The organism is Alteromonas sp. CH_MED4-4 (genome assembly GCF_037029575.1).
In the GTDB taxonomy this organism is placed as follows: Bacteria; Pseudomonadota; Gammaproteobacteria; order Enterobacterales; family Alteromonadaceae; genus Alteromonas; species Alteromonas macleodii.
In genome coordinates this window covers 1-2024 of the sequence record NZ_JAYMEU010000067.1, presented here as the reverse complement: position 1 = coordinate 2024, position 2024 = coordinate 1, and the positions used below count along the sequence as shown (strand labels likewise).

Below are 2024 nucleotides of genomic sequence, written 5' to 3'. Positions count from 1 at the left end.
AAAGATGAGTAATAGATCAAAATGGGGGATCGGTGTCAAGAAAAATAAATCAGTTAATTAGGTGCGGAATGACGGCTGTAAAAGTTGAAAGTGAAAAAACGGGGAATCTTTCATTTAGGTCTGCGCCCAAGGACGTAAACAAATTTGGATTCGATTGGAATAATAATGAAGTTGAAGTATCTGAAGTAGAAATGATTGATGATGTGTTGAATAAAGGAAGAAGGACACGTTGTACGTCTACTTCTCAACCTGATAAGGCTAACCTCAGAGGTAAGTCATCAAGAGATGTCGTAGGTTTATATATACTCCATCGTTAGGTATTTTCGTACCCACAATCTCAGGGGGGGATGACGTAGCACGCACCTCACCCTTTAGATTGCAGCGTATCATTACAATAAATAAAAGTGTCGTTTATTTAAGTGGGCTTTTAGCTATCTGGACTCAAACAATCCAATCAAATGGTATGCTATTTCGTTGTCATCAATGTTCTTTGCAATTAATAAGCATTGCTTTACATGATCAGGTTCCAAGGCTTGTACTGATGCTTCGTTGATGAATTTATCTCTTAATTGTTTATTAGCATCCTTGTATAAAACGACAGCGAGAGAATATTCAGAAGACTCATGAGGGCATAAAATAATCATGTTCTTGTGACCTACTTGTTGCCAAGTGTGGTGCACTCTCTTGGACAAACTTTTTATCATATTGCTCAATTGAACTTGGTCTTCAGGTACATACATATTTAGTATGCAACCTATTTCCGTCCACCTTGGGGTTGAGCGTTTTTCGAGTTGGTTGAATATCTCAGTGAATAATTTAGATGTTTTAGGTTTAGGCTTTTGGATTGATACACCGGCATCTTTAGCCTGATAGTAACTGTCTATAGAATCAGACATTCCGCTAATATCTATAACGTGATCTGTGGCATAATCACTAAAGTTTCCTAAAGCTAAAAACGTCGATAGGTAAAGCCCCAAATAATCTAGCTCGTCTCCCATAAGATTATATTGCCTTTGAATTATGCTTCGTCTTTCTAAATAGTGGAGTATTTGTACTGGGTGCTCTAGCAAATCAAATATTGTCTCAAAATCAGCTAAATTGGTTGAAGGGCATGACTCATATCCATCTGGTAGCCAGCCAGTATCTTCGAATAATTTCAGATTAGTTTGTAAAGTGGCAAAATCCTCTAGCGAAACTGAAACTCGAATAACTTTGTTAATTTTTGAAATGTCGATTGGTAGTTTGTCGATTAATGGGTCATTCGTATCCGGATTTTCGATTAATTCTTTAATCTTTTCAGCAAACCTAAATGACTGAATGCTAGGATCAATATAAATTTCTTTGAAGTGCTTTTTGATTCGATCCGGAGCACCTCTCAAAGCTGGCTTGGTAATATTGTGTGATTTGGCCTCTATTATTAGTGCATGAGAATCTATGAAGGTGATTAGGTCTGTCTCAAATGTTTTTCCCTCGAAATCCCATTGTATTCCGGAGATTGTATGAGATTCAGGAAACCTCGTTTTTACTATCTCTTCTATCTTTTCTTCTAGATATAGCGCTCTTCTTTCATGAAGTTTGTCTTTATCATAACCTTCGATTAGATTGTCTAGACTGTTCAAGGAGAAACTAAAAAACACTTGTGGGAGTGGACAGAAGTACTCTGACTCTCTTTGGAATATAGGTCTTGTCCAGATAGGGTTATCAAGAAATATGAAATCCTGATTGTGGGTAGCAAGTTCACCGCTTTCGAGTGAAAAATGGTTTAGTATTTTTACTATAGTCTCTTGTGCAATGCTTAACTCTTGACTTAATTCTTCACAATCTATGTGATACATGTATGGAGTGAATAAGTCATAGTGAGAAAGCATGAGGAAAAATAACTGTTTGAAGGGAGTTCTATCGATAGCTAAATCCTCAAACAGCTCTTCGTTGTCATTCACTGAGAGACGAGCCTGTAACAGATTCTGTGTAACTGCCATTAGTTAATATGCTTTTCGAGGCGTTCCTCGAACTCGATAATAAAA

Annotated in this window: 2 protein-coding genes; one reads left to right on the top strand and one right to left on the bottom strand. The window is 37.0% G+C overall.

The genetic code is table 11. The annotated features are described in order from the left end of the window. Nucleotides 1-68 precede the first annotated feature (68 nt). Nucleotides 69-317: a hypothetical protein gene (locus tag WA381_RS20890; protein ID WP_156087223.1), complete on the top strand. Its 249-nt coding sequence runs from the start codon at nucleotides 69-71 to the stop codon at nucleotides 315-317. A gap of 114 nt (nucleotides 318-431) precedes the next feature. On the opposite strand, the gene WA381_RS20885 is transcribed toward WA381_RS20890, so the two are convergent. Continuing rightward, entirely contained in the window at nucleotides 432-1940 is a 1509-nt protein-coding gene (locus WA381_RS20885; RefSeq protein ID WP_197044433.1) for a hypothetical protein, read from the bottom strand. Nucleotides 1941-2024 lie beyond the last annotated feature (84 nt).

What these genes read in the sequence shown, in the direction of transcription:
- WA381_RS20890 (WP_156087223.1), top strand. Translation starts at nt 69, where the DNA reads ATGACGGCTGTAAAAGTTGAAAGTGAAAAAACGGGGAATCTTTCATTT.